This window comes from Enterobacter cloacae complex sp. P42RS (genome assembly GCF_014930595.1).
GTDB lineage: Bacteria > Pseudomonadota > Gammaproteobacteria > Enterobacterales > Enterobacteriaceae > Enterobacter > Enterobacter bugandensis.
In genome coordinates this window covers 52,037-76,129 of sequence record NZ_JADBRK010000022.1, presented here as the reverse complement: position 1 = coordinate 76,129, position 24,093 = coordinate 52,037, and the positions used below count along the sequence as shown (strand labels likewise).

Annotated in this window: 29 protein-coding genes; 7 read left to right on the top strand and 22 right to left on the bottom strand. The window is 56.5% G+C overall.

Annotated features, from left to right (window positions below; genetic code table 11):
* The 9 genes from IM314_RS19800 to fkpA all read right to left on the bottom strand — a co-directional run.
* Positions 1 to 282 (bottom strand): GTP-binding protein (locus tag IM314_RS19800; RefSeq protein WP_040152346.1); only part of this gene is annotated, 282 nt, incomplete at its 3' end.
* A gap of 69 nt (positions 283 to 351) precedes the next feature.
* Entirely contained in the window at positions 352 to 2,466 is a 2,115-nt protein-coding gene (gene fusA, locus IM314_RS19795) for an elongation factor G (RefSeq protein ID WP_028014637.1), read from the bottom strand.
* Between the two features lie 96 nt (positions 2,467 to 2,562).
* On the bottom strand, positions 2,563 to 3,033 hold the full coding sequence (gene rpsG / locus IM314_RS19790; RefSeq protein ID WP_003861706.1) for a 30S ribosomal protein S7: 471 nt from the start codon (positions 3,031 to 3,033) through the stop codon (positions 2,563 to 2,565).
* A gap of 96 nt (positions 3,034 to 3,129) precedes the next feature.
* Positions 3,130 to 3,504 carry a 30S ribosomal protein S12 gene (gene rpsL / locus IM314_RS19785; RefSeq protein WP_000246815.1) on the bottom strand — a complete coding sequence of 125 codons (375 nt, stop codon included), beginning with the start codon at positions 3,502 to 3,504 and terminating at the stop codon, positions 3,130 to 3,132.
* A 124-nt stretch (positions 3,505 to 3,628) separates the two neighbouring features.
* On the bottom strand, positions 3,629 to 3,916 hold the full coding sequence (gene tusB / locus IM314_RS19780) for a sulfurtransferase complex subunit TusB (protein WP_041911943.1): 288 nt from the start codon (positions 3,914 to 3,916) through the stop codon (positions 3,629 to 3,631).
* A 7-nt stretch (positions 3,917 to 3,923) separates the two neighbouring features.
* The gene (tusC, locus tag IM314_RS19775; RefSeq protein WP_041911942.1) at positions 3,924 to 4,283 is read right to left on the bottom strand and encodes a sulfurtransferase complex subunit TusC; all 360 of its coding nucleotides are present in this window, start codon (positions 4,281 to 4,283) and stop codon (positions 3,924 to 3,926) included.
* A complete protein-coding gene (tusD, locus tag IM314_RS19770; protein ID WP_041911941.1) occupies positions 4,283 to 4,669 on the bottom strand; it encodes a sulfurtransferase complex subunit TusD in 387 nt (128 codons plus the stop codon). The genes tusC and tusD overlap by 1 nt, the downstream gene beginning before the upstream one ends.
* Positions 4,669 to 5,391 carry a transcriptional regulator gene (locus IM314_RS19765; RefSeq protein WP_014885489.1) on the bottom strand — a complete coding sequence of 241 codons (723 nt, stop codon included), beginning with the start codon at positions 5,389 to 5,391 and terminating at the stop codon, positions 4,669 to 4,671. Before IM314_RS19765 ends, tusD begins: the two co-directional genes overlap by 1 nt.
* Positions 5,392 to 5,556: 165 nt before the next feature.
* Positions 5,557 to 6,378 (bottom strand): FKBP-type peptidyl-prolyl cis-trans isomerase, encoded by an 822-nt coding sequence (gene fkpA, locus IM314_RS19760; protein ID WP_023331457.1) that lies wholly within the window; start codon positions 6,376 to 6,378, stop codon positions 5,557 to 5,559.
* Positions 6,379 to 6,616: 238 nt separating this feature from the next.
* Here fkpA and IM314_RS19755 point away from each other — a divergent pair, with 238 nt between their 5' ends.
* The gene (locus tag IM314_RS19755) at positions 6,617 to 6,835 is read left to right on the top strand and encodes a protein SlyX (RefSeq protein ID WP_028014642.1); all 219 of its coding nucleotides are present in this window, start codon (positions 6,617 to 6,619) and stop codon (positions 6,833 to 6,835) included.
* A gap of 51 nt (positions 6,836 to 6,886) precedes the next feature.
* Here IM314_RS19755 and slyD read toward each other — a convergent pair whose 3' ends face one another.
* The 4 genes from slyD to kefG all read right to left on the bottom strand — a co-directional run bounded on the left by slyD (position 6,887) and on the right by kefG (position 10,142).
* The gene (slyD, locus tag IM314_RS19750) at positions 6,887 to 7,477 is read right to left on the bottom strand and encodes a peptidylprolyl isomerase (RefSeq protein ID WP_003861691.1); all 591 of its coding nucleotides are present in this window, start codon (positions 7,475 to 7,477) and stop codon (positions 6,887 to 6,889) included.
* Between the two features lie 94 nt (positions 7,478 to 7,571).
* Complete coding sequence (locus IM314_RS19745; protein ID WP_003861689.1) at positions 7,572 to 7,772, bottom strand: YheV family putative zinc ribbon protein; 201 nt, start codon at positions 7,770 to 7,772, stop codon at positions 7,572 to 7,574.
* A gap of 13 nt (positions 7,773 to 7,785) precedes the next feature.
* Positions 7,786 to 9,591 carry a glutathione-regulated potassium-efflux system protein KefB gene (kefB, locus tag IM314_RS19740; protein WP_193359257.1) on the bottom strand — a complete coding sequence of 602 codons (1,806 nt, stop codon included), beginning with the start codon at positions 9,589 to 9,591 and terminating at the stop codon, positions 7,786 to 7,788.
* Entirely contained in the window at positions 9,591 to 10,142 is a 552-nt protein-coding gene (gene kefG, locus IM314_RS19735) for a glutathione-regulated potassium-efflux system ancillary protein KefG (protein ID WP_006812200.1), read from the bottom strand. Before kefG ends, kefB begins: the two co-directional genes overlap by 1 nt.
* A gap of 132 nt (positions 10,143 to 10,274) precedes the next feature.
* Here kefG and IM314_RS19730 point away from each other — a divergent pair, with 132 nt between their 5' ends.
* A complete protein-coding gene (locus IM314_RS19730; RefSeq protein WP_060573419.1) occupies positions 10,275 to 12,179 on the top strand; it encodes an ABC transporter ATP-binding protein in 1,905 nt (634 codons plus the stop codon).
* A 15-nt stretch (positions 12,180 to 12,194) separates the two neighbouring features.
* The gene (locus IM314_RS19725; protein WP_193359258.1) at positions 12,195 to 13,127 is read left to right on the top strand and encodes a LysR family transcriptional regulator; all 933 of its coding nucleotides are present in this window, start codon (positions 12,195 to 12,197) and stop codon (positions 13,125 to 13,127) included.
* A gap of 93 nt (positions 13,128 to 13,220) precedes the next feature.
* Here the strand turns inward: IM314_RS19725 and mdcH are convergent, their stop codons facing one another.
* From mdcH to mdcA, 8 genes are all read right to left on the bottom strand, one after another.
* Positions 13,221 to 14,117: a malonate decarboxylase subunit epsilon gene (gene mdcH / locus IM314_RS19720; RefSeq protein WP_062936177.1), complete on the bottom strand. Its 897-nt coding sequence runs from the start codon at positions 14,115 to 14,117 to the stop codon at positions 13,221 to 13,223.
* Positions 14,117 to 14,734, bottom strand: a complete 618-nt coding sequence (locus IM314_RS19715) for a malonate decarboxylase holo-ACP synthase (RefSeq protein WP_047362524.1) — start codon at positions 14,732 to 14,734, stop codon at positions 14,117 to 14,119. The genes mdcH and IM314_RS19715 overlap by 1 nt, the downstream gene beginning before the upstream one ends.
* 2 nt (positions 14,735 to 14,736) lie before the next feature.
* Positions 14,737 to 15,696, bottom strand: a complete 960-nt coding sequence (locus tag IM314_RS19710) for an AEC family transporter (protein ID WP_193359259.1) — start codon at positions 15,694 to 15,696, stop codon at positions 14,737 to 14,739.
* Between the two features lie 123 nt (positions 15,697 to 15,819).
* Positions 15,820 to 16,620 carry a biotin-independent malonate decarboxylase subunit gamma gene (gene mdcE, locus IM314_RS19705; RefSeq protein ID WP_059355583.1) on the bottom strand — a complete coding sequence of 267 codons (801 nt, stop codon included), beginning with the start codon at positions 16,618 to 16,620 and terminating at the stop codon, positions 15,820 to 15,822.
* The gene (locus IM314_RS19700) at positions 16,620 to 17,453 is read right to left on the bottom strand and encodes a biotin-independent malonate decarboxylase subunit beta (protein WP_193359260.1); all 834 of its coding nucleotides are present in this window, start codon (positions 17,451 to 17,453) and stop codon (positions 16,620 to 16,622) included. Before IM314_RS19700 ends, mdcE begins: the two co-directional genes overlap by 1 nt.
* Complete coding sequence (gene mdcC, locus IM314_RS19695) at positions 17,446 to 17,745, bottom strand: malonate decarboxylase acyl carrier protein (RefSeq protein ID WP_015571419.1); 300 nt, start codon at positions 17,743 to 17,745, stop codon at positions 17,446 to 17,448. Before mdcC ends, IM314_RS19700 begins: the two co-directional genes overlap by 8 nt.
* Before the next feature lie 9 nt (positions 17,746 to 17,754).
* A complete protein-coding gene (locus IM314_RS19690) occupies positions 17,755 to 18,612 on the bottom strand; it encodes a triphosphoribosyl-dephospho-CoA synthase (RefSeq protein WP_193359261.1) in 858 nt (285 codons plus the stop codon).
* Positions 18,612 to 20,267: a malonate decarboxylase subunit alpha gene (mdcA, locus tag IM314_RS19685; protein ID WP_040118174.1), complete on the bottom strand. Its 1,656-nt coding sequence runs from the start codon at positions 20,265 to 20,267 to the stop codon at positions 18,612 to 18,614. The genes IM314_RS19690 and mdcA overlap by 1 nt, the downstream gene beginning before the upstream one ends.
* Before the next feature lie 228 nt (positions 20,268 to 20,495).
* On the opposite strand from mdcA, the gene IM314_RS19680 reads away from it, so the two are divergent.
* The 3 genes from IM314_RS19680 to IM314_RS19670 are packed head-to-tail and all read left to right on the top strand — an operon-like array spanning position 20,496 to position 22,633.
* Positions 20,496 to 21,515, top strand: a complete 1,020-nt coding sequence (locus IM314_RS19680) for a hydrolase (protein ID WP_017693875.1) — start codon at positions 20,496 to 20,498, stop codon at positions 21,513 to 21,515.
* Positions 21,515 to 21,733, top strand: coding sequence for a YheU family protein (locus IM314_RS19675; protein ID WP_013099053.1), 219 nt, complete (start codon positions 21,515 to 21,517; stop codon positions 21,731 to 21,733). The genes IM314_RS19680 and IM314_RS19675 overlap by 1 nt, the downstream gene beginning before the upstream one ends.
* 30 nt (positions 21,734 to 21,763) lie before the next feature.
* Entirely contained in the window at positions 21,764 to 22,633 is an 870-nt protein-coding gene (locus tag IM314_RS19670) for a phosphoribulokinase (protein WP_028014646.1), read from the top strand.
* 66 nt (positions 22,634 to 22,699) lie between these two features.
* Here IM314_RS19670 and IM314_RS19665 read toward each other — a convergent pair whose 3' ends face one another.
* The gene (locus tag IM314_RS19665) at positions 22,700 to 23,104 is read right to left on the bottom strand and encodes an OsmC family protein (protein WP_008503018.1); all 405 of its coding nucleotides are present in this window, start codon (positions 23,102 to 23,104) and stop codon (positions 22,700 to 22,702) included.
* Positions 23,105 to 23,415: 311 nt separating this feature from the next.
* On the opposite strand from IM314_RS19665, the gene crp reads away from it, so the two are divergent.
* Positions 23,416 to 24,048 carry a cAMP-activated global transcriptional regulator CRP gene (gene crp / locus IM314_RS19660; protein WP_000242758.1) on the top strand — a complete coding sequence of 211 codons (633 nt, stop codon included), beginning with the start codon at positions 23,416 to 23,418 and terminating at the stop codon, positions 24,046 to 24,048.
* Positions 24,049 to 24,093 lie beyond the last annotated feature (45 nt).

Sequence of the window (24,093 nt, the reverse complement as noted above, 5' to 3'; positions counted from 1 at the left end):
GGTGATCATGTTTTTAACATAGTCGGCGTGGCCTGGGCAGTCTACGTGTGCGTAGTGGCGAGTCGGGGTGTCGTACTCAACGTGAGAGGTGTTGATGGTGATACCACGAGCTTTTTCTTCTGGCGCGTTATCGATCTGGTCGAATGCACGAGCAGAACCACCGTAGGTTTTAGCCAGAACGGTAGTGATTGCAGCGGTCAGGGTAGTTTTACCATGGTCAACGTGGCCGATAGTACCAACGTTGACGTGCGGTTTTGTACGTTCAAATTTTTCTTTAGACACGGCTATATTCCTTACTATAGTGCTCTCCCCTCTGGAGAGAGCACGGGACTTAGGTTTTAATCCTGTGGATTACTTACCACGGGCTTCAATAACGGCCTGAGCAACGTTGTTAGGCGCATCATCATACTTCAGGAATTCCATGGTGTATGATGCACGACCTTTGGTCAGAGAACGCAGCTGAGTTGCATATCCGAACATTTCAGACAGCGGAACTTCAGCGTGGATCTTAACGCCAGTTACTTCGGATTCCTGACCACGCAGCATACCGCGACGACGGCTCAAGTCACCGATAACGTCACCGGTGTTCTCTTCAGGAGTTTCTACTTCAACCTTCATGATTGGCTCAAGCAGAACTGGTTTTGCTTTCTTAAAGCCTTCTTTAAAGGCAATAGACGCAGCCAGTTTAAACGCCAGTTCAGAGGAGTCAACGTCGTGGTAAGAACCGAAGTGCAGACGGATACCCATGTCAACAACCGGATAGCCAGCCAGAGGGCCCGCTTTCAGCTGCTCCTGGATGCCTTTATCAACGGCTGGGATGTATTCGCCAGGAATTACACCACCTTTGATGTCGTTGATGAACTCGTAACCTTTCGGGTTAGAGCCCGGCTCCAGTGGGTACATGTCGATCACAACGTGACCGTACTGACCGCGACCACCAGACTGCTTAGCGTGTTTACCTTCAACATCGGTAACTTTCGCGCGAATCGCTTCGCGGTAAGCAACCTGAGGTTTACCCACGTTCGCTTCAACGTTGAATTCACGCTTCATACGGTCAACGATGATGTCCAGGTGCAGTTCACCCATACCAGCGATGATGGTCTGGTTAGATTCTTCATCAGTCCATACGCGGAATGATGGGTCTTCTTTCGCCAGACGGCCCAGAGCCAGACCCATTTTTTCCTGGTCAGCTTTGGTTTTTGGTTCAACCGCGATGGAGATTACCGGCTCAGGGAATTCCATACGCTCCAGAATGATCGGGTGATCCGGGTCACACAGGGTGTCACCAGTGGTCACGTCTTTCAGACCGATAGCTGCAGCGATGTCGCCCGCACGAACTTCTTTGATCTCTTCACGTTTGTTAGCGTGCATCTGTACGATACGGCCAAAACGTTCACGCGCCGCTTTCACGGAGTTCAGGATGGTGTCACCAGAGTTAACCACACCAGAGTAAACGCGGAAGAAGGTCAGGTTACCCACGAATGGGTCGGTAGCAATTTTGAACGCCAGTGCAGAGAACGGCTCGTCATCACTTGCGTGACGCTCAGCCGGAGTATCTTTACCGTCGTCCAGGATGCCGTTGATCGCAGGAACGTCAACCGGGGATGGCAGGTAGTCAACTACCGCATCCAGCATCGCCTGAACACCTTTGTTCTTGAACGCAGAACCACAGGTTACCAGGATGATTTCGTTGTTCAGAACGCGCTGACGCAGAGCTTTTTTGATCTCTTCTTCAGACAGTTCTTCACCACCCAGGTATTTCTCCATCAGCTCTTCAGAAGCTTCAGCAGCGGATTCGATCAGGTTCTGGTGCCATTCGTCAGCCAGGTCCTGCATCTCAGCCGGGATATCTTCGTATTCGAAGGTAACGCCCTGGTCTGCATCGTTCCAGTTGATGGCTTTCATTTTCACCAGGTCGATAACGCCGGTGAAGCCTTCTTCAGCACCAATTGCCAGCTGCAGCGGAACAGGGTTCGCGCCCAGACGGGTTTTGATCTGGCCAACAACTTTCAGGAAGTTAGCACCCATACGGTCCATTTTGTTAACGAACGCGATGCGTGGAACTTTATATTTGTTCGCCTGACGCCATACGGTTTCAGACTGTGGCTGAACACCACCAACTGCGCAATAAACCATTACCGCGCCGTCAAGAACACGCATGGAACGTTCTACTTCGATGGTGAAGTCAACGTGGCCCGGGGTGTCGATGATGTTTACGCGATGCGGTTCGTACTGCTTAGCCATACCTGACCAGAATGCAGTAGTCGCTGCGGAGGTGATGGTAATACCACGCTCCTGCTCCTGTTCCATCCAGTCCATGGTGGCTGCGCCGTCATGAACTTCACCGATTTTATGGTTTACACCGGTGTAGAACAGAATACGTTCGGTAGTAGTGGTCTTACCGGCGTCGATGTGCGCACTGATACCGATGTTACGGTAGCGTGCGATGGGTGTTGTACGAGCCATTTGATTCCTCGTTTGTTTCTTTAGGCGTTCAGTTAAGTTACCCAGAGCGGGCAGCTTCTCTGAAGCGCCCGCCTGGTGACTAATACTCCGAAGGGATTACCAACGGTAGTGTGCGAACGCCTTGTTGGCTTCTGCCATACGGTGAACGTCTTCACGTTTCTTAACTGCAGTACCTTTGTTTTCTGCAGCATCAGAAAGTTCGTTCGCCAGACGCAGAGCCATGGATTTATCACCGCGTTTACGAGCAGCTTCAACGATCCAACGCATTGCCAGGGCATTACGACGAACCGGACGAACTTCAACTGGAACCTGATAAGTAGAACCACCAACGCGGCGGGACTTAACTTCTACAGTTGGGCGAACGTTGTCGAGAGCGACTTCGAAAGCTTCCAGTTCATTTTTACCAGAACGCTGAGCCAGGGTCTCCAGCGCGCTGTATACGATTGCTTCTGCAGTAGATTTTTTACCATCTACCATCAGGATATTTACAAATTTTGCCAGCAGTTCTGATCCGAACTTCGGATCTGGAAGAATTTTACGCTGACCAATGACGCGACGACGTGGCATGGGAATACTCCGTTGTTAATTCAGGATTGTCCAAAACTCTACGAGTTTAGTTTGACATTAAGATAAATCAGTTTGGCCTTACTTAACGGAGAACCATTAAGCCTTAGGACGCTTCACGCCGTACTTGGAGCGAGCCTGCTTACGGTCTTTAACACCTGAGCAGTCCAGCGCACCACGAACGGTGTGGTAACGAACACCCGGAAGGTCTTTAACACGACCGCCACGGATCAGGATCACGGAGTGCTCCTGCAGGTTGTGACCTTCACCACCGATGTAGGAAGTCACTTCGAAACCGTTAGTCAAACGCACACGGCATACTTTACGCAGTGCGGAGTTTGGTTTTTTAGGAGTGGTGGTATATACACGTGTACATACGCCACGTTTCTGCGGGCAGGCTTCCAGCGCAGGCACGTTGCTTTTTGCAACTTTGCGTGCACGTGGTTTGCGTACCAGCTGGTTAACTGTTGCCATTAAATAGCTCCTGGTTTTAGCTTTTGCTTCGTAAACACGTAATAAAACGACCTCATACAATATGAGGACGCGAAATTTTAGGGCTACGTCGAAAAGGTGTCAAGAAATATACAGCGATCTCAAATCACCAGTTCATTTGACTGGCGTGCGTCACAGTAAGATTGACGAAATCAGTATAGCCAACCACGTCAATTTTGGCTGAAATTTGACCAGAAAGACCCCGCGCATCCAGATCGTCCTTCAGCGCAGAGACCGTTATGGGGGCGTTCGTGAGAATTTCAACGAAACGTCCACCTTCAAGTGCAGCGAGCACGCCATCCTGAATCAGCAGCAGATCGTCACCTTCGCGCAGCATGCTCAACAGCGTGTCGATATCACATTGCCATGGTGAATGGCTGAGAATATGGAGCATGGAAGCCTCAGAAAGTCAGAATGGTGTCGTAGTGGGATAGTTGTTCACGCAGTGCTGCGGCAGGTAAGGTCGTCACATCCAGCACAAAAGGCGTCTTATCGCTTAAACCGCGCGCCGTTAAAGAGTCGGCACAGACATAGCAGGTTTCGATATCGTAAAGCGGCAGCACTTTGAAGGTGGCGATGTAGTCGCGCGCCAGAATGGCCTGCGGCTGTTGGCCCGCCAGAAGCTGAAGCACGCCGTCCCCCAGAAAGAAGACACCGATATCTTCTGTTAACGCCGATGTCGCAAGCAGCGCATCTAGGCCTTCGCGGCCAGAGCTGCTGCCGTGCGGCGCAGAAGTAAAAACAAATGCCACACGCTTCATCAGAATTGCACCACTCTGTCGCAGGTTAACGCCGCCTGAGCCAATGCGCCCAGACCACTCAACGAAAAACCAGGCTGCAGGTTAGCGCCTGATAATCCCAGGCGCTCGGCTTCGTCTGCATCCGTCACGCCGCGACGCAGCGCCGCCGCCACGCAGATATGCAGCTCAACGCCCTGCTTTTCATTTAACGCCTGCCAGGCGCGGACCAGATCAAACTCGTCGCTCGCCGGCGACGTAAACTGGTTCGCGTTATACACCCCTTCCCGATAGAAGAAGACGCTCGCCAGTTCGTGTCCGGCCGCCAGCAGCGCATGCGCAAACTGCAGCGCGCTGCTGGCCTGTTGAGTCCCATACGCCGGGCCCGTCACCATTAATGCAAAACGCATTACTTATCCTGCCCCACGAAATCGCCGCTTTTGAACTGACGGATGTAGAGGTAAACCGTATGCTTGGAGATGTTCAGACGATCGGCCACCTGGTTGATGGCATCTTTAATGTCGAAAATCCCTTTCTCGTAGAGATTGAGTACGATCTGGCGATTCTTGGCGTTGTTCGATACGTTGCGGTCAGCATTGACCTCTTCAATGGTGAACTCAAGCGTCTGCGTGACGAGATCTTCAACGGAGGAGGCAAAGTTAACAGAAGAGCCAACGTCTGGCGTTTCTGGCGGAATAAAGGTGCTCATGATCTGCGAGAATGGCACATCAAGGTTCATGTTGATGCACAGCAGCCCAATCACACGATGCTCGCGATTTCGAATCGCGATGGTTTCTGATTTCATCAGCACGCCGCTTTTGGCGCGGGTGAAATAACATTTTGAGACGCTGCTGTCCGCGCCGGTCATGTCATGCAACATACGCAATGCAAGGTCGGTAATTGGCGAACCAATTTTACGGCCGGTATGCTCACCATTAGCAATGCGGATGGCGGAACACTTCAGATCTTGCAGGGAGTGCAATACGATTTCGCAGTGGGAACCAATGAGCATCGCTAACCCGTCCACTACCGCTTCATAGGATTTCAGAATATCGAAGTCGGTCTGGTCAAAAGGACGTTGATCCAGCAAATCAAGTTCACTGGTTTCGTTGGTTAAAAGCGACCTGGACATGAAAAAAACACTCCTTTTCAGGAGCCTGTCGTTAGGTTTTCAGGGCAGGCTCATTATCTACACGGACAACTAAATTAATACAGCGTGCCTAACGCTTTCCAGTGTTAATTATATCTGCCCCACAATAAAAAACCGCCGCCTTAAAAGGCGGCGGTTTGCATCACATTACTTCTTAGCGTCAGTCGCAGCTTTCTGATCTGCCTGCGCTTCCGGTTTCGCATCCGCTTTCGGCGCTGGTTTGATGTCCAGCAGCTCTACGTCGAAGACCAGCGTGGAGTTAGCCGGGATACCCGGGACGCCAGTTTTACCATAGGCCAGATCCGGTGGGATAACCAGCTTGATTTTGCCGCCTTTTTTGATGTTTTTCAGGCCTTCAGTCCAGCCTGGGATCACACCGTCAAGACGGAAGGAAAGAGGTTCACCACGGGTGTAAGAGTTGTCGAACTCTTTACCGTCGATCAGCGTACCTTTGTAGTTCACCACAACGGTGTCGCTGTCTTTAGGCGCATCACCGGTACCTTCTTTCTCAACTTTGTACACCAGACCAGTAGAAGAGGTTTTCACACCCTTCTCTTTAGCAAAGGTGTCGCGGTAGGCTTTGCCTTTCGCTTCGTTGTCTTTAGCGTCCGCTTCCATCTTGGTCTGAGCGGCACCCTTCACGCGCGCTTCGAACGCCTGCAGAGTCTGTTCGATTTCCTGGTCAGACAGTTTGCTCTTATCAGCAAAGGCGTCCTGAACACCCGCGATCAGCTGGGCTTTGTCCAGTTTGATGCCCAGTTTCTCTTGTTCTTTCAGAGAGTTTTCCATGTAGCGGCCCAGAGATGCGCCCAGTGCGTAGGCGGATTTCTGGTCGTCATTTTTGAACGCCGCTTTGCTGTCTGCAGTGGCAGCAGGCTTCGCAGCAGTATCAGCAGCGAATGACAGCGGCGCGTTCAGTGCAACAGCCATCGTCGTCGCCAGCAGCGTTACTTTAAACAGTGATTTCATCCATATCTCCAGGGCCTGGGGACTCTCACCCCAGCGTTAAACGTAAATGAGTGACGTACTATAAAACGTTGCGGAAGAAATCTACAGACAGACACTTCCAATTCTCGCCACTTTTCAGACTATTTTTGTTTAAATAAGTTTCTTGCCAACGGGATAGAGACTGCACTTAAGGATAAACTCAGTTAAACTGCGCCGCCGCTGGGCCAATATGGCGTATCAGATATAAACGAGGTGAATGATGAAGGACACAATGATAGAAGCGAGAATGGCTGAGCTGGAAAGCCGCCTGGCTTTTCAGGACATCACCATCGAAGAGCTTAACCAGACCGTGACCGCGCACGAACTCGAAATGGCGAAACTGCGGGATCATATGCGCCTGCTGACGGAAAAGCTGAAGGCGACGCAGCCGTCAAATATTGCCTCTCAGTCGGAAGAGACGCCACCACCTCATTATTGAGGCGTAAAAAAAGCGGGATTATCCCGCTTTTTTATTTTCCGCATGACGGAATTAGTGGCAACCGCAGCCGCCGTTGCCGCAACCACCTTTACCGTGGCCGTGGTCATGACCATGGTCGTGGCCGTGACCACCGCAGCAGCCGTCGTGGCCGTGATCGTGATCATGGTCGTGACCATGCGCACCGTGAACGTGGCCATGAGCCAGCTCTTCTTCGGTCGCTTCACGGATCGCAACAACTTCTACGTTGAACTTCAGGTTCTGGCCAGCCAGCATGTGGTTGCCGTCAACCACAACGTGGTCGTCTTCAACTTCAGTGATTTCAACAGGAACCGGACCCTGGTCAGTTTCAGCCAGGAAGCGCATGCCAACCTGCAGCTCGTCAACGCCCATGAACACGTCTTTAGGAACGCGCTGAACCAGGTTGTCGTCATACTGACCGTAAGCGTCGTTCGCGCCTACAGCAACGTCGAATTTATCGCCAACTTCATGACCTTCCAGCGCAGTTTCCAGGCCGGAAATCAGGGAACCGTGACCATGCAGGTAGTCCAGCGGCGCACTCACCGGAGACTCATCAACCAACACACCGTCTTCTGTACGTACCTGATAGGCCAGGCTGACCACCAGGTCTTTTGCTACTTTCATGATATCTCCTGAGCGTGGGAAAATTGCTGGCGCAGATTGTAGCGGAAATCTGCACCCGTGTACCCTTAAGCTTAAAAAAACTCAGAGCATATCGCTAGTCTGGATGAAAAATGCCGATCACTTGCTCTTCTTTGCGAACGTGATCGCGTGCTTCTTTGTCAGCCTCACGCATCTGGTGACCGCACTTAACGCACTCAACTATATCAATATTATTTTCGCGCCACATGGCCAGCGTATCTTGAGCCTGGCAAGACGGGCACTTTGCACCCGCGATAAAGCGTTTACGTACAGCCATCTTTCGTTACCCTTTATTCAAATTCATCCCAGCCGTCGAGCTGGCGTCGTTCCTGCTGCATCTCTCGCTGAAAGATCTCCTCCAGCTCGCGCCGCGCTTCCCGCACGCGGGAGATCTGAGCGGTATCGGTATGCACAGGCATTAATTCGCGCAGCATGCGCATATCCAGCCGGCGGAAGTGCATCTGGGCGCGCTGCGCCTGGTGAGGATGCATCCCCAGGGAGATTAACGCCTTGCGCCCCAGCTCCAGCGCACTGGAGAACGTCTCACGGGAGAAGTGTTTCACACCTGCCTGCAACAATTCGTGAGCTTCAACACGCCCTCGGGCACGCGCCAGAATATTCAGGTGCGGAAAGTGCTGCTGACATAGATCCACCAGCTTCATCGTATCTTCCGGATCGTTGCAGGTGATGACGATAGACTCCGCGGCTTCCGCCCCGGCCGAGCGCAGAAGCTCAAGCTGAGTGGCATCGCCGTAATAGACCTTGTAGCCATATTTGCGCATCAGGTTGACCGCGCTGATATCGCGCTCCAGCACCGTAATGCGCATTTTGTTCGCCATCAACAGGCGGCCAATCACCTGCCCGAAGCGGCCGAAGCCCACGACGATCACCTGCGGCTTATCGTCTTCTACCCACGGCGCTTCATCTTCATCGTCTGCCGGATTCAGGCGGCGCGACAGGAGTTTATCCACCATCTTCATCAGCAGAGGTGTGGTCATCATCGACAGCGTTACCGTCACCAGCAGCAGCGCCATCTGGTCATCTTTAAACAGCTTCTGGGAGGAGGCGGTGGAGAACAGCACAAACGCAAACTCGCCACCCTGGCTCAACACGCTGGCAAACTGCATGCGTTCCGAACTGCGCAACCCGTAGATACGCGCCATGACGTACAGCACCAGCATTTTCACCGCCACCAGGATCGCAACACTCACCGCAACCCAGAGCAGATGGGTATAAAGCACGCCAAGATTGAGCGCCATTCCCACCGAAATAAAGAACAGGCCTAACAGCAGCCCTTTGAAGGGATCGATGGCAATTTCCAGTTCGTGCCGATATTCACTCTCCGCCAGCAGCACGCCGGCAATAAAGGTGCCCAGCGCCATCGACAGCCCCAGCGCGTCCATAAACAGCGCCGAGCCGAGCACCAGCAGCAGCGTCGCGGCGGTAAACACCTCGCGCACGCCCGAGGCGGCAATAAAGCGGAACACCGGACGTAACAGGAAACGTCCGCCAATCAGCATGCCCGCGAAGGCCAGCACCTTCATGGAAATTTTTGCCCAGTCGAAGTGATCGTCGCCCGAGCCCGCCAGCAGCGGCACCAGTGCCAGCGCCGGGATCACCGCTAAATCCTGGAACAGCAGCACCGAAAAGCCCAGCTGTCCGGCCTCATTGCGGTTCATCCCCTTGTCGCGCATCAGCTGCAGCGCCATCGCCGTCGACGACATTGCGAGACCAATCCCGCCAATCACCGCCGCCTGCCAGGAAAAGTTGGTCAGCATTAACAGGCCAGCCAGAATCGCGGCGCTAAACAGCACCTGCGCGGCGCCCACGCCAAAGATAGAGCGTCGAAGCTGCCACAGCTTCGAGGGGTTCAGTTCGAGGCCGATGATGAACATCAGGAACACCACGCCGAGCTCCGAGAAGTGGAGAATTTCATCCACGTCGCTGATGAAACCCAGTCCCCATGGGCCAATGGCGATCCCCGCGAGCAAATACCCCAGCACCGCCCCGATGCCGATACGGGCGGCAAGCGGCACCGCGACGACGGCGGCAAATAAAAACAGCACCCCGGCGAGGAGTAAATTCGATCCTTCCATTAACGACCTCCTGCCGGAATCGGTGATGCCAGCCATTCGCCGTAGGCTCTGGCGTGGCTTGCGAGCGCTTTCGGGTCCTGACGCCGCGCCCAGTAAACAATAATCGGGCTCATCCAGTGCATGCGGCACATGGCCGCCGTCAGCTCGAACGGCCTCAGGATGTCGCTCATGGGATAGCGGTTCAGCCCGTCGTGACGGTAAGCGCTTTCGGGTTCACCGGTGGTGATCACACTGCGCCAGTACTTTCCCGCCAGCTGGTTGCCCCCCACCCCGCTGGAGAAGCCCCGGCTCAGCACGCGGTCCAGCCACTCTTTCAGCAGTGCCGGACAGCTGTAGGTATAGAGCGGATGCTGAAATACAATCACGTCATGCTGACGCAGCAGTTCCTGCTCGTAAGGAATATCGATAAAGAAATCAGGATAGTGCGCGTAGAGATCGTGCACCGTGACGTTACTGAGCTGTGTGGCCGGCTTAAGCAGCACCCGGTTCGCCACCGAGTCCTGAGATTCCGGATGGGCATACAGCAGCAGCACTTTCGCTGTCTGAGACATCACTCCCCTCCCGGTTCTGTTTTTGTGTATTGTTGTCGTTTTGGGCTACCATGGCGGCCCGGTGGGGAAAATGGCCCACACCTTACATTATCATAATGACAAATTAACATAGTCGGAACATACGGCGCTTCTATGATTGTTTTCTCCTCGTTACAAATTCGTCGCGGCGTGCGCGTCCTGCTGGATAACGCCACTGCTACCATCAACCCGGGCCAGAAAGTGGGTCTGGTCGGCAAAAACGGCTGCGGTAAATCCACCCTGCTGGCGCTGCTGAAAAACGAGATTAGCGCGGATGGCGGGAACTTTACCTTCCCGGGGAACTGGCAGCTCGCGTGGGTAAACCAGGAGACGCCAGCCCTGAGCGAACCGGCGCTCGACTATGTTATCGACGGCGATCGCGAGTACCGTAAGCTCGAAGCGGAACTCAACGCGGCCAACGAGCGCAACGACGGTCACGCCATCGCTACCGTTCACGGCAAGCTGGACGCCATCGACGCGTGGACCATTCGCTCCCGCGCCTCCAGCCTGCTGCACGGCCTGGGCTTCAGCAATGAACAGCTTGAACGCCCGGTTAGCGACTTCTCCGGCGGCTGGCGCATGCGCCTCAACCTGGCGCAGGCGCTGATCTGCCGCTCAGACCTGCTCCTGCTGGATGAACCGACCAACCATCTCGATCTCGATGCGGTTATTTGGCTCGAGAAGTGGCTCAAGAGCTATCAGGGCACTCTGATTCTCATCTCCCACGACCGCGACTTCCTCGACCCGGTGGTGGATAAAATCATTCATATCGAACAGCAAACCATGTTCGAGTACACCGGCAACTACAGCTCTTTCGAGCGCCAGCGCGCGACGCGCCTTGCTCAGCAGCAGTCGATGTATGAAAGCCAACAGCAGCGCGTGGCGCACCTGCAGAGCTTCGTGGATCGCTTCAAAGCTAAAGCGTCAAAAGCCAAGCAGGCCCAGAGCCGCATTAAAATGCTGGAACGCATGGAGATGATTGCCCCGGCACACGTGGATAACCCGTTCCACTTCAGCTTCCGCGCGCCGGAAAGCCTGCCGAACCCGCTGCTGAAGATGGAAAAGGTCAGCGCTGGTTATGGGGATCGCATCATCCTCGACTCTATCAAGCTTAACCTGGTGCCGGGTTCGCGCATTGGCCTGCTGGGGCGCAACGGCGCCGGTAAATCAACGTTAATTAAGCTGCTCGCGGGCGAGCTTAACCCAACCAGCGGTGAAATCGGCCTGGCGAAGGGCATTAAGCTTGGCTATTTCGCCCAGCATCAGCTGGAATTTTTACGCGCGGATGAATCCCCGATTCAGCATCTGGCGCGTCTTGCGCCACAGGAGATGGAGCAGAAGCTGCGCGACTACCTCGGCGGCTTCGGCTTCCAGGGCGATAAGGTGACCGAAAACACCGAGCGTTTCTCGGGCGGCGAAAAAGCCCGTCTGGTGCTGGCGCTGATCGTCTGGCAGAGACCCAACCTGCTGCTGCTTGATGAACCGACCAACCACCTGGATCTCGACATGCGTCAGGCGCTGACCGAAGCGCTGATTGAGTTCGAAGGCGCACTGGTTGTCGTGTCGCACGATCGCCACCTGATCCGCTCCACCACCGACGATCTCTACCTGGTACACGGCGGCAAAGTCGAACCGTTCGACGGCGATCTTGAAGACTACCAGCAGTGGCTGACGGACGTACAAAAGCAGGAAAACCAGCCGGAAGAGTCAGCGAAAGACAACGTCAACAGCGCACAGTCGCGTAAAGACCAGAAGCGCCGCGAAGCGGAACTGCGCACCCAGACCCAGCCGCTGCGTAAAGAGATTGCCCGTCTTGAAAAAGAGATGGAAAAGCTCAACGCCACGCTTGCCGCCGTCGAAGAGAAGCTGGGCGACAGCGAGCTGTACGACCAGAGCCGCAAAGCGGAACTGACCGACTGCCTGCAAACCCAGGCGAAAACCAAATCCAGCCTCGAAGAGTGCGAAATGGCATGGCTGGACGCGCAGGAACAACTGGAAGCGATGCTGCAGGCTGACTGATCCACCGGGAGGGCTATGAGTTTCGATACCACGAGCGAGATTACATTCCGTAAGCTCAGCATCTTCATGACGTTCATGGAGAAGGGCAATATCGCACGTACCGCCGAAACGCTGGGCCTGAGCGGCGTCAGCGTGCACCGCGCGCTGCACACGCTGGAAGAGAACGTCCGCTGCCCGCTCTTTGCTCACAAAGGGCGTAACCTGATTGCCCTCCCCTCCGCGTGGACGCTGCTGGAGTATTGTCAGGAGGTGATGCAGGTGATGGCGCGCGGCGTGGAAGAGTCCCGTAAAATTGCCGGTATCGGCCAGGGGCGGTTGCGCGTCGGCACGCTCTACTCTCTGACGCTGGAAACCGTGCCGCGCCTGATTATGGGCATGAAGCTGCGCCGTCCGGATCTGGAGATGGACCTGACGATGGGCTCCAACGACACCCTGCTCCATATGCTGGATGAGGGGTCGCTGGATGCGATTTTAATCTCTATTTCCGAAAGCGATATCGACCGTAACAGCCTCGAAGTGCTTCCTCTGTTCCATGATGATATTTTCCTTGCCGCACCGGCTTCCGCCACGCTGAATACCCACGGGCCCGCGGATCTGCGTGATTACAAAGACCAGAAATTTGTCGCCCTGGCAGAAGGGTTCGCCACGTATGCCGGGTTTCAGGAAGCGTTTCATATCGCCGGGTTCGAGCCGGAAATCGTCACCCGCGTGAATGACATCTTCTCGATGCTGAGTCTGGTGCAGGCGGGGGTTGGATTTACGCTGATGCCGGGCAGGATGAAAAAGGTCTACGAGAATTCGGTGCAACTCCTGAAGCTGGCGGAGCCGTACCAGATGCAGCAGCTGATTGCGATCGTCTTTGCCCGCAACCGCGAGCAGGATCCGAGCCTGCGGGCATTGGCTGCGGAAGGGCGGATGTATGCGCGCAGCTTGCAGGATAGTGCGTGATGCCTTGCCGGGTGGCGACGCGTTGCGTCTTACCCGGCCTACGTTCGTGCAGTCGTAGGCCCGGTAAGGCGCAGCCGCCACCGGGCAAAAAATTCATCGCTGAAGCCGACCCGCCAGATGCACTGCCACGTCCACCCCGCTGCGCTCCAGCGAAATGGTCTCTCCTTCCCACGCTGCCTGCCGAGTCAGGCAGGTCAGTACGCCGCCGGGCGGCATCTCAATTGCCAGTCTCGCTTCGCGCTCGTTAGCGGAAATCACCGCCTCCTGCCAGCGCACGGTTCGCGCCATATTCATCGCTAAATCATCAGCGATCCTTTCCGGCTGCCAGAGCACGCGGCCTGTGCTGCCGCTCAGGTAGGCGCAGCGTGGACGAGCCAGCGTGACGGCCTCAAACGCCGCTATCAGCTTCTGCGCAGGTTCCGCCAGCAGCGCGCAGTGCGACGGCACGCTCACCGCTAGCCGTTTGGCCTTGCTTGCCCCTTTCGCCAGCGCGCGCTCGGCTACCTGCGCCATCCCGTCATCGGTTCCGGCGATCACGATCTGCGTTTCGGCATTCAGGTTCGCAATATAGGTTCCGGTGCCTTCAATCAGCGTCTCCACCTGCGGCAGGGTCAACCCCATAATCGCCGTCAGGCCATAGCCGTGGGGATACGCCTGCTCCATCAGGTCACCGCGCAGCGCTACCAGCCTCAACGCGTCCGCGAAGTCCAGCGCACCCGCAATAACCGCCGCAGGATAAGCACCGATGGACAGCCCGCTGACGATATCCGGCGACACGCCGCGACGCTCAAGCTCGCGCGCCCAGGCCACGCCGGCAATCAGCAGCGAAAGCTGAACCGCACGGGTATGGGTTAACGAGTCTGCACTGTCCAGCGTATCCACTTCGGCGCCAAGCACCTCTCGCGCCTGTTCCAGCGCCACTCCCGGCAGGTTTTGCAGCATGCCTTCATGCTGCGTGCCCTGCCCCGGAAAAGTAAACAGTATTTTCATCACGCCTCCCTGTGCCACGGGTCCGCCACCAGGCGAGGTCCGCGGCGGGTTTTCAGCAGCGTTTTGCCGTCGCGCAGCCACTCCGCCAGCGCGAAACCTCCTTCGGAGGTATCGACCTGCGTATCCGCCCGACAAAGTGCGCGGCTCAGCTGCGACTGCCATGCGCTAAAAGCATCGGGGGAAATCGGCTGCGGAGCGCGGATCAGCAGATCAAGATCGCTGTCGGCATGAATAACCGGAATACCGGTTGCCAGCGCGTAGCCGGTGCTGCCGGTAATGCCCCACGTCCACGGCCACGCCTGCTGAGCCAGCTGCAGCGCCACCTGAACCGGCGGCTGGGTTATAAAGGGCGAACGCAGCAGGTCGGCGGCAACGCTCAGATCCTCGGGCGAAACCACGCGCAACACGTTTTCCGGCTTCACCCATCCGGCCGCCCGCTGGTCGCGACGCAATCCGCGTACGCCAACGGGAATACGGCCTTCGCTATCAACATCACGCCGCACCACGACCGGCAGGCCGGTATGCCAGGCCGCCTCCACCCAGGATTCGGTGATGCCTTCCAGCGCGTCATGCGCGGTAAGCCAGATGAGGTCATGCGGGCGTAATGTTGTGGTCATAATTACATTCCTGAAGTCAGCGAGATAAACAGCGGCAGCGACAGGATACACAGTACGGAGCTTAACAGCAGCACGGCTTCAGCATCCGGCGACTGCACGCCAAAACGGTTGCCGAACACCACGCCGAAGAAGCCCGCGGACAGCGCAATCATCAGGATGGCGGTGATCGCCACGGAGCCGTGCAGACCGAAGATTAAAACGATACCCCAGGCGATCGCTGGCTGGATCAGCAGCTTGGCGATAGTGGAAGTGATCACCATGGTGTTGATCTGAAGTTTACGCGCGGAGAGGATCACCCCGGTCAGGAACAGCGCCGCAGCGGTCGCGGACAGTCCCAGCGGTTTAATCGCGGCAAGCACCAGTTCCGGCATTTTGATGCCAATAGCGGACAGGATCACACCCAGCAGCGGGCCCATCACGATCGGTTTTTTAATAGAACGCCACATCAGCACCGGCAGCATGGAAAGCGTTGAACCCGAGTTATTGCCTTCGGAGCGCGCTTTCTCACGCTCCAGAATCAGCAGGCAGAAAGGGGTCATCAGCACTGAACCACAGGCGATAGAGACCGCGACGGACAGTGACGTGGAAGATCCTTCACCCAGCACGCTGCCCAGAATCGGCAGGCCAAGCGCCGCATAGTTTGGCAGGGCGACGGTCAGCGTCAGCACAGCCGCATCCTGCGGGGATTTTTTAAAGACTTGAGTGGCGAGGAAGTAGATGACCGCATAGGTGATCCACATCGCCAGGGTGAGCACCAGGATCAGCGGCGACTGAGCCACGATGCCGGTCCACGGCGTTTGCACGGTGGCGCTGAAAAGCGCGGCAGGCAGTGCAAAATCCATCACGAAGATATTCAGCAGGGAAACATTTTTGTTATCGACCATCTTTGCCTTACCGGCCCAGAATCCCAGCAGCATGATGACAAAAATCGGTGCAAGAGCATGAACAATTACGTAAGTCATAAATCACCTGTAGTAAAAAAGTTTAAGCACTGGCGCGATGTTTATTATTTTCAGGATGCAGGTTCCCGCGTGGACGCAGCGGGCGCGCCCACGGGGTGATGCATCTGGCAGGTCTCTTTTTACTTACCAGCTGGCTCGCATACGTTCACGTACGAGCGCCGAGCTGCGGCGATTGTCAGCACCCAGACGGTTTTTCAACGTAGTGTCCTGACGAGCATCACTGATGGCCTGTTGCAGGGTGGATTTCACCAGCGTCAGATCGTTATCGGAGGGGGCATCCGGGTTGCTGATATCCAGCAGGTTAGAGAGCAGCCCCAGCGTGGCGTAGTTGCTGATGTCGTAGGCCATTGGCGGAATGGTCGCCGCCAGTTTTTCCAGCGCGTCGACGGTACGCAGCGTGATGCGCGCCGCAGACTCTTTGCCCATCGCGTGGATCAGCACGCCTTTGTCGTTAAAGGCGATCAGGCGGTTAGCCTGGTAGCCGTGCGCCAGGAACGCGCCGGACATCGCCTTGCCGACGATCAGGCCAATCACCGGGTGACCGGCCAGGCGGGCATTTGCATAGGCTGCTGCCGCACCGGCCAGCGCCTGGTGAATACCAAACGCCTCTTCGCGTCGGCCATAGGCCTGGCTTGGGACGTCGATCACCGCCACAATCGGGCGCTTCACGGGTTTGTCAGCATCCGCCGCGACGGTTTCACTGACCACTTTCGCAAGCCACCAGCCTTCCAGCAGACCGACTTCCCCTTTCGCCGCGCGCGGGAAGTGGTTGTTGGCATCCGGCACCACGGCGACAAAGCGCACCGTTTCGCCGTTCAGCTCGCCGTCTGCCGCCCGGACGGATGGGCATAGCCCCTCGATATGTTTGGCTTTCGGGGCGAGATTTTCCAGCCAGATCTCGCCACGGCTTTTTGAATTACTCATCATTTCACCTCCCGGGCAAAAAGCGCTTTAATCTGTTCGGCATCGGCCTGTTTGCGGGTGTCGAAATTCGTCAGACGGTTCAGGTAATCGTCGTAGTTATCGGTGCGATGTTTCGCCGGTACGCCTTTGGCAATGGCTTCGTTCATCGCGGCTTTCACCGCGCTCACGCCGTCGCCCACCAGCGCGTCCACCAGTCCGCTTTCATAGCGCACTTCGCCGCCGGTCATGCTCCAGATAAACGGACGGTCGCGGGAGTCATACTCTTCAATGCCCGCCTCCTGCTCGATAACCTGCGGACCGTTGAGGCCGAGTCGCGCTTCGCGGGTCACAATCAGGTAGCTGCACAGCGCCGCGGCGATAGACATCCCGCCGAAGCAGCCCACGGTCCCGGCGACAATCCCGACGACCGGGGTATAGCGGCGCAGGTCAACGATCGCGGCGTGGATATCGGCAATCGCCGCCAGGCCGAGGTTGGCTTCCTGCAAACGTACGCCGCCGGTTTCGAGGCACAGCACCGCCTGAGTCGGAATGCCGTTGCGGTTATCTTCCGCCGCCAGCTCCAGCGCCGCCGCCATTTTGGCACCGGATACTTCGCCCATGCTGCCGCCCTGGAAGGTGCCTTCAATCGCCACCACCACCGCAGGCCGGCCATTGATGGTGCCTTTCGCGACGACCATGCCGTCATCGGCCTGCGGAACAATCCCCTGCGGCCCAAGCCACGGAGAGATAATGCCTTCAAAGGGATCCAGCAGTTCGCGGTAGCTGCCGTCATCCAGCAGCGCCTGCGCACGCTGGCGCGCTTTTAATTCGATAAAGCTGCTGTCATCACGCATGGTTCACCCCTTCAAAGACCTGTTCGATACGAATGCGCGCCACGCCCGGCGTCGCGCCGAAGTCGTGGATAGTCAGCTTGCCTGCGGGCAGGCTGCTGACGGTTTGCAGGCGGTTGAACAATGCCTCCCAGCGTCCACGGCTGTTGTCTACTGAAGTGGTGATATCAATGGTTAAGGTCTGGCCCGGTTCGGCGGTGAAAAGCGCCTCCATATCCCCGGAACCGACTACCCCTGCCAGCGCCCTGCCGCTTACTTCGCGGCTGGCGGGCACGGTCAATGTGATTTTTTCCATAACATCCTCTTAATGCTTTGAATAGGGCGTTTCGACGCGGTCAAGAAACAGCGTGGCGGCAAGCAGGTCTGCGGCTCCACCCGGCGAGGCGTTGAGCGACAGCATCTGACGGTCTAACCGCGCCAGCGCTTGCTGCCCCGCGAGCGCTGCGCATCCTCCGGCGTTCAGCACCGCACGGGCGCCGTTCTGCATGGCGTCCAGCCCCTCCATGCCAGCGCGCGACAGCACGCAGGTATCGGTGAGCGAGGCCATGATCGCCATCAGCGCGTCGAGTCTGGCCTGCGTTTCGCTGCTGCCGTTGAGACGGCTGAGGCGAAGCTGCGGCAGCGCGCGCTGCATAACGTGCGGAAACGCCTGCTGCGCCTCTTCACGTGCGCCCGGCACGCGGTAGCGATGCGTGGCGCGTAACCCCTTGCTGAACACCTTCGGCGCCGCATCATCCGGCAGCTTCGCCAGCTGAGCGGCGGTGTTCGCGACGACCTGCGCCCGGGCATCGCCGCCGAGCATCGCCACCGCGCTCACCAGCAACCCCAGCGCCCAGATCGCGCCACGGTGCGTGTTCACGCCGTCGGTAGCGGCCATCATCTGCCGTTCACCTTCGCGACCCAGGCGGCCAACGGTTTGCCTGAGGGCAATATCCGCCGGACGCTGCCAGCTCTGCTGCGCCAGCGCCTGAAACGTGGGGGTCAGGCTGTGAGCAGAGCGCTCCATCAGCGCAAGCGATAAATCGTGGTGCGCACCGTTCCCCCGGCTGTCCACCAGACCGGGCTTCGGGCTTAAACGTGCTTCGTCAATCAGACACTGCGTGGCGGTTCGCGCCAGCCATTCGGCACCGCCTTCAACCTGGATCTGGGGCAGAAGTTTCATTACCAGCTCCGGAATTTCGCAGGTGGGTTATACAGGCCACCGGACCACTCAACGAGGTCAGCCACGCTGCCCGCAGCCAGCAGAGAGCGGGTGGCGTCGGTGCGGCGAATACCCATATCTTCCGGATACACAACCTTTCCGCTCTGGCGCAGTTCCGCCACGCGTTTGGCGTCAACGCCCAGACCGATATCGGTGATACCCGCCACGGCGGCGACCATGGCGCGACGCTCTTCCAGATCTTTCGCCCGGTAGAGGTAAGCAATCCCCTCTTCCGTCAGCACGTGGGTGACGTCATCGCCGTAAATCATGACCGGCGCCAGCGGCATACCGGAGGCTTTGGCCACCTCGACGGCATCCAGTTTCTCCACGAAGGTTGGCTTCACGCCCGCCTGGAAGGTTTCCACCATCTGCACAACCAGCTTTTTACCGCGCTGCATCGGGTCAGGCTCGGTGATCATGTTCAGCCAGGCCGGTGTGGCATGGCGACGACCGTGCGGATCGTGGCCCATGTTTGGCGCACCGCCGAAGCCGGAAAGACGACCGCGGGTCACGGTGGAGGAGTTGGCGTAGCCGTCAACCTGTAGCGTCGAGCCGATAAACATATCGACCGCGTACTGACCTGCCAGCTGGCAGAAGGCGCGGTTAGAACGCATGGAGCCATCAGCACCTGTAAAGAACACGTCCGGACGGGCGCGGATGTACTCTTCCATCCCCAGTTCGCCGCCGAAGCAGTGGACGCTCTCCACCCAGCCGCTTTCGATGGCCGGGATCAGCGTTGGATGCGGGTTCAGCGTCCAGTGTTTACAGATTTTGCCTTTGAGTCCGAGCTGTTCGCCGTAGGTTGGCAGCAGCAGCTCGATCGCTGCGGTGTTAAAGCCAATCCCGTGGTTCAGGGACTGCACCTGGTGTTCAGCGTAGATGCCTTTAATCGCCATCATGGCCATCAGGATATGTTCCTGTTTAATCAGGCGCGGATCGCGGGTGAAGAGCGGTTCGATAAAGAACGGCTTGTCGGCAACCACCACGTAGTCAATCCACGAGCCCGGTATATCCACGCGCGGCAGGTCGCACTCGTCGTCCACCAGCTCGTTTACCTGTGCGATGACGATACCGTCGTGGAACGCGGCGGCTTCCACCAGCGCCGGGGTATCTTCGGTACTCGCACCGGTATAGAGGTTGCCTTTGCGGTCCGCTTTAAAACCGGCAATCAGCGCCACGTTTGGCGACAGGTCGACGTATAAACGTGAGTAGAGTTCGATGTAGGTGTGGATCGCACCGATTTCGAGCTGACCGTCTTCCAGCAGCTGAGAGATACGCAGGCTTTGCGTCCCGGAGAAGGAGAAGTCCAGCTTGCGGGCAATGCCTTTCTCAAAGATGTCCAGATGTTCGCTGCGGCCCACGCTCGGCATGATCATATGCAGATCGTGCACGATTTGCGGGTTTACTTCCGCCAGTGAACGGGAAAGGAAATCCGCCTGCTTCTGGTTGTTGCCTTCCAGCACGACTTTGTCGCCCGGGGCGATCAGTTTTTCCAGCATGGCGACAAGATCGCCGGTTGGCAGTACCTTGCCCTGCACCGGTACGGATGCCAGACGACGCGCTTTCTCACTGCGTCGGGTGTTCCATTGCCGGGTGGGTGTTTGCCCAGATAACATTATTAACCTCCTGATTCAGCACATCATTCTGATTTGCTTAACGTTGAGTAAAGTCTGCGCTCTGGCGAGAAAGGCATCAATTAAGCGTAGAGAGGAATCATTAGCCTGAGAGTAATAATCAAGGTAAAGATTTGTGATCGGGATCAGTTCATGCTTCGGAAAAACGGGCTAAACGGGGTACAATTCGGAAGGTATAGTAAATTTCTGACAAGAATCAGCATCGCCCTTATGACCCAAATCATTCCATCAGACTTCGACATTGCAGCCGAAGAGAGCGCAGAGTTCGTGCCCATGCGCGGCGTGGCTAACCCCCACCTGCAAACCATGCTGCCGCGCCTGATCCGCCGCAAGGTGCAGTTCACCCCGCACTGGCAGCGCCTGGATTTGCCGGACGGCGACTTTTTAGATCTCGCCTGGAGCGAAGATCCGGATCGGGCCAGACATAAACCCCGTCTGGTGGTGTTTCACGGTCTGGAAGGCAGCCTGCACAGCCCTTACGCACACGGTCTCATTGAGGCGGCGAAAGCCCGCGGCTGGCTTGGGGTGGTGATGCATTTTCGCGGATGCAGCGGCGAGCCTAATCGTCAGAAACGTATTTATCACTCGGGTGAAACCGAGGACGGCACCTGGTTCCTGCGCTGGCTAAGAGACAATTTCGGCGAGGCGCCAACGGCAGCGGTGGGGTATTCGCTGGGCGGCAATATGCTGGCCTGCCTGCTGGCGAAGGAGAGCGACGCCGTACCGCTGGATGCGGCGGTCATTGTCTCTGCGCCATTTATGCTGGAGCAGTGCAGCTATCATATGGAAAAGGGGTTTTCGCGGGTCTACCAGCGCTACCTGCTCAACCTGCTGAAAGCCAACGCCGCGCGCAAGCTGAAGGCCTATCCGGATACGCTGCCTGTGACGCTGCAACAGCTCAAACGCGTGAAGCGCCTGCGCGAGTTTGATGATTTGATCACCTCGAAAATTCACGGCTTTGCCGATGCGATTGACTATTACCGTCAGTGCAGCGCCATGCCTTTACTGAATCAAATCACGAAACCCACGCTGATTATCCACGCCAAAGATGATCCGTTTATGGATCATCACTCGATCCCGGCGCCCGATCATCTGCCGGCCAACGTGGAGTATCAGCTCACCCAATTCGGCGGACATGTCGGCTTTGTTGGCGGCACGCTGCGTCGGCCAAAAATGTGGCTTGAGACGCGAATTCCCGACTGGTTAACGGCATATCTGGACGGTAAATAATGATTATTCCCTGGCAGGATCTGGCTCCCGAAACGCTCGATAATCTGATTGAAAGCTTTGTCTTGCGCGAAGGCACCGATTATGGTGAACATGAGCGTTCGCTTGAGCAAAAGGTCAACGATGTAAAACGCCAGCTGAAAAGCGGCGACGTGGTGCTGGTGTGGTCAGAACTGCATGAGACAGTCAATATCATGCCCCGCAACGCGTTTCACGGCTGATCTTCCAACCTTTTCCGTCAGGGAGTTGCTATGTCTGCCAGACATCCCATTATTGCCGTTACGGGGTCGAGTGGTGCGGGAACCACCACCACCAGCCTCGCTTTTCGCAAGATTTTCGCCCAGCTGAATCTCCGTTCGGCGGAGGTCGAAGGCGACAGCTTTCACCGCTATACGCGGCCTGAGATGGACATGGCGATCCGCAAGGCACGCGATTTGGGTAAACACATCAGCTACTTTGGCCCGGAAGCCAATGATTTCGGCCTGCTGGAGCAAACCTTCCGCGAATACGGTCAGAGCGGTACCGGGCAGTCCCGTAAGTATCTGCACACCTATGACGAAGCCGTACCCTGGAACCAGGTGCCGGGCACCTTTACCCCCTGGCAACCGCTGCCGGAACCCACCGACGTGCTGTTTTATGAAGGATTGCACGGCGGCGTTGTCACACCTCAGCACGACGTGGCGCGCCATGTGGATCTGCTGGTCGGGGTGGTGCCGATCGTTAACCTGGAGTGGATCCAGAAGCTGACGCGCGACATGAGCGAGCGCGGCCATTCGCGCGAGGCGGTAATGGACTCGGTGGTGCGCTCCATGGAAGATTACATCAACTATCTCACGCCGCAGTTCTCCCGCACGCACATTAACTTCCAGCGCGTGCCGACGGTGGACACTTCCAATCCGTTCGCGGCGAAAAGCATCCCGTCGCTGGATGAGAGCTTTGTGGTGATCCACTTCCGCAATCTTGAAGGCATTGATTACCCCTGGCTGCTGGCGATGCTGCAGGGCTCGTTTATTTCCCACATGAATACGTTAGTGGTTCCCGGTGGAAAAATGGGGCTGGCAATGGAGCTGATCATGACGCCGCTGGTGGAGCGACTGATGGAAGGGAAGCAGATCGCGTGAACATGTTCCCTCTCCCCGTGGGAGAGGGTTAGGGTGAGGGCATCAACACGCACGATGCCCCAATAATTAAGCCTCGATCACTTCATACGAATGGGTGATTTTTACCGCTTTCTCCAGCATTAACGCCACAGAGCAGTATTTCTCCGCAGAGAGATCCACCGCGCGTGAGACCGCCGCGTCTTTCAGTTCTTTCCCGGTGACAACAAAGTGCAGATTAATGTGGGTGAACAGGCGTGGCGCCTCTTCGCGACGCTCTGAGGTGAGTTTAACCTCGCAATCCGTCACGTCATGACGGCCTTTTTGCAGAATCGACACCACGTCGATCGCGCTGCATCCGCCTGCCGCCATCAGCACCATTTCCATTGGGCTTGGAGCTTTATCGCCGGAGTTACCATCCATCAAAATCTGGTGTCCTGACGCGGACTCGCCCAGGAACGTTAAACCTTCAACCCACTTCACGCGCGCTTGCATATTCATTAACTCCAACGTTGCATTTTTGGTGACAGATTACGCGTGCGTTACATTTCTCGCAATGGAAGGCGACCTGCATCATGCTGAAGCGAGACACCAGGAGACACGCGGCAAAAGCTATGCTAAAACACTCAGGATGCTACAGTAATACATTGACGTTACACATGTATGCAGAGGACATCAAACTTTACTGGCTGCGAAACGTTACGACAGCCGACTTCCCAGGGTATGGGTAAGAATTCGATTGCAACCCCAGAGTCCGGATGCATCTGATGACTCTGGTGACAGCTTATAACAGAGGATAACAGCGCATGGTGCTTGGCAAACCGCAAACAGACCCGACTCTCGAATGGTTCTTGTCTCATTGCCACATTCATAAGTACCCATCGAAGAGCACGCTGATTCACCAGGGTGAAAAAGCGGAAACGTTGTATTACATCGTCAAAGGCTCGGTGGCAGTGCTGATCAAAGATGAGGAAGGCAAAGAGATGATCCTTTCCTATCTGAACCAGGGCGATTTTATCGGTGAACTGGGCCTGTTTGAAGAAGGCCAGGAACGTAGCGCCTGGGTTCGTGCAAAGACAGCATGTGAAGTGGCTGAAATTTCTTATAAGAAATTCCGTCAGCTGATTCAGGTAAACCCTGACATCCTGATGCGTCTTTCTTCCCAGATGGCGCGCCGTCTGCAGGTGACGTCAGAGAAAGTGGGTAACCTCGCCTTCCTGGACGTGACTGGCCGTATTGCGCAGACTCTGCTGAACCTGGCGAAACAGCCAGACGCGATGACCCACCCGGACGGCATGCAAATTAAAATTACCCGTCAGGAAATCGGTCAGATCGTCGGTTGCTCCCGCGAAACGGTGGGCCGTATTCTGAAAATGCTGGAAGATCAAAACCTGATCTCCGCCCACGGTAAAACCATCGTGGTTTACGGAACCCGTTAATCCTGCCTAAACGGCGTGCCATCGCGAGGTGTCACGCCGTTTTTG